Origin of the sequence: Bradyrhizobium sp., assembly GCF_019244115.1 — a bacterium.
Taxonomy (GTDB): Bacteria; Pseudomonadota; Alphaproteobacteria; order Rhizobiales; family Xanthobacteraceae; genus Bradyrhizobium.
The window spans coordinates 1-2068 of sequence record NZ_JAFATE010000617.1 but is presented as its reverse complement, the minus strand read 5'-3'; the positions used below and the strand labels follow the sequence as shown (position 1 = coordinate 2068).

Here is a 2068-nt window from a genome sequence, read left to right as displayed (position 1 = left end):
CGCGATCTTCACGACCGGGCCATTCCCGGCCACCATGAAGCCGAGGTGGGTCAGGATGCGCCGCATCTCGACCAGCGGCACCTCGATGCCGGCCAGCCGTTTGACCTCGGACAGCGGGAAATCGATGATCCGGTCATCGCCAAAGGTGTTGCCGACGACGACGTTCTCCGACGGCGTGCCGCCGCAAATCTCCATCACCAGCCGCGTCGCCATTTCGAGGCCGGGCACCATGAAGGCCGGATCGACACCGCGCTCGAAGCGGTAGCGCGCGTCGGTATTGATGCCGAGCTTGCGCCCGGTCTGCGCGATGTTGATCTCGTTCCACAGCGCCGATTCGATCAGCACATCGGTGGTGTTTTCGTCGCAGCCGGAGGCCTCGCCGCCCATAATGCCGGCGAGCGATTCGACGCCTGCCTCGTCGGCAATGACGCACATCGTGCCGTCCAGCGTGTAGCTGCGGCCATCCAGCGCCAGCAGCGTCTCGCCGTCGCGGGCGCGCCGCACCACCAGATTGCCCTTCACCTTCGCGGCGTCGAACACGTGCAGCGGGCGCGCGCGGTCATAGGTCATGTAGTTGGTGATATCGACCAGCGCGTTGATCGGGCGGAGGCCGATCGAGGTCAGGCGGTCGCGCAGCCATTTTGGCGACGGGCCGTTCTTGACGCCGCGCACCAGGCGCAGCGCAAAGCCCGGGCACAGCGCGGCGTCCTCGACGCTCACCTTCACCGGCGACGGGAACTCGCCCTTCACCGGTTTGATCGTGGGATCCTTGAACTTGCCCATGTCGGCGGCGGCGAGGTCGCGAGCGATGCCGTGCACGCCGGCGCAGTCTTGCCGGTTCGGCGTCAGGTTGATCTCGAACACGGGGTCGCCGATCCCGGCCCATTCGGCATAGGGCTTGCCGATCGGCGCGTCGGCGGGCAGCTCCATGATGCCGTCATGGTTTTCGGACAGCTGCAGTTCGGCCTCCGAGCAGAGCATGCCGCGGCTCTCGACCCCGCGGATGCTGCCGACCGACAGCGTAATGTTCTTGCCGGGGATGAAGGTGCCCGGCGGCGAGAACACGCTGATCATTCCCGTGCGCGCGTTAGGCGCGCCGCAGACGACCTGCACGGGCGCGGCCCCGTTGCCTGGATCGACCATGCAGAGGCGCAGCTTGTCCGCGTTGGGATGTTTTTCGGCGGAGATGACGCGCGCGATCGTGAACGGCGCGAGCAGTGCCGCCTTGTCCTCGAGATGCTCGACCTCGAGCCCGATCATGGTGAGCCGATCGACGAGTTTTTCGACCGGCTCGTCGGTGTCGAGGTGATCCTTGAGCCAGGACAACGTGAATTTCATGATGATGACTTCCCAGCGGTGGCTCGTTCCCTCCCCCGCCTGCGGGGGAGGGCTAGGGTGGGGGCTCTTGCCGCTACAGCAGCAGCAATCGTTTCGAGAACACCCGTCCGATTCGTCATCACATCGTGGTTGCTGAAACGGAGAACGCGAAATCCCTCGGCTTCAATAACCGCTGAGCGCGCCGCATCTGCACTCTCGCCATCGTCAGAGAAATGCTGTCCGCCATCGAGTTCGATCACGAGCTTTGCAGCATGACACACGAAATCCGCGACAAAGTTTTTGATTGGGACCTGACGTCGGAAGCTGATTCCAACCAGCCGATGATCACGCAGCTCCGACCAGAGCAGCCGCTCGGCTTCGGTCGAGTTTCTGCGGAGTGCCCGTGCATTCGATCGCAGCTTCGAAGAGATTTTCCAGGTTGGCTTTTTGGGCTCGTCCATTGGATTCTCCGTCGTGGGGTAGCCCCCACCCCAGCCCTCCCCCGCAAGCGGGGGAGGGAGTCCCAGCTTTCGTGCGGCTGGGGCGTGTGTGTCCATCCTCACGAGCTCAGTCCTCCGGCGAGCGTCGGGAGCTCGAGCGGCTTGAAACCGTAATGGGCAAGCCAGCGCACATCGCTGTCGAACAGCTGCCGCAGATCGGGCATGCCGTATTTCAGCATCGCGATGCGGTCGATGCCCATACCCCAGGCAAAGCCCTGGTACACGTCGGGATCGAGGCCACAGGCGCGCAG

The 2068-nt window shown here is 64.4% G+C and carries 3 protein-coding genes; all 3 read right to left on the bottom strand.

Annotated features, from left to right (window positions below):
- Nucleotides 1-1338: phenylalanine--tRNA ligase subunit beta (gene pheT / locus JOZ76_RS27115; protein WP_291703882.1), on the bottom strand; the 1338-nt coding region annotated here is incomplete at its 3' end.
- Nucleotides 1335-1778, bottom strand: coding sequence for an endonuclease domain-containing protein (locus JOZ76_RS27110; RefSeq protein WP_291703880.1), 444 nt, complete (start codon nt 1776-1778; stop codon nt 1335-1337). The genes pheT and JOZ76_RS27110, both read right to left, overlap by 4 nt.
- A 98-nt stretch (nt 1779-1876) precedes the next feature.
- The coding region (locus JOZ76_RS27105) for a tRNA ligase subunit PheS family protein (protein ID WP_441300110.1) at nt 1877-2068 on the bottom strand (192 nt) is incomplete at its 5' end.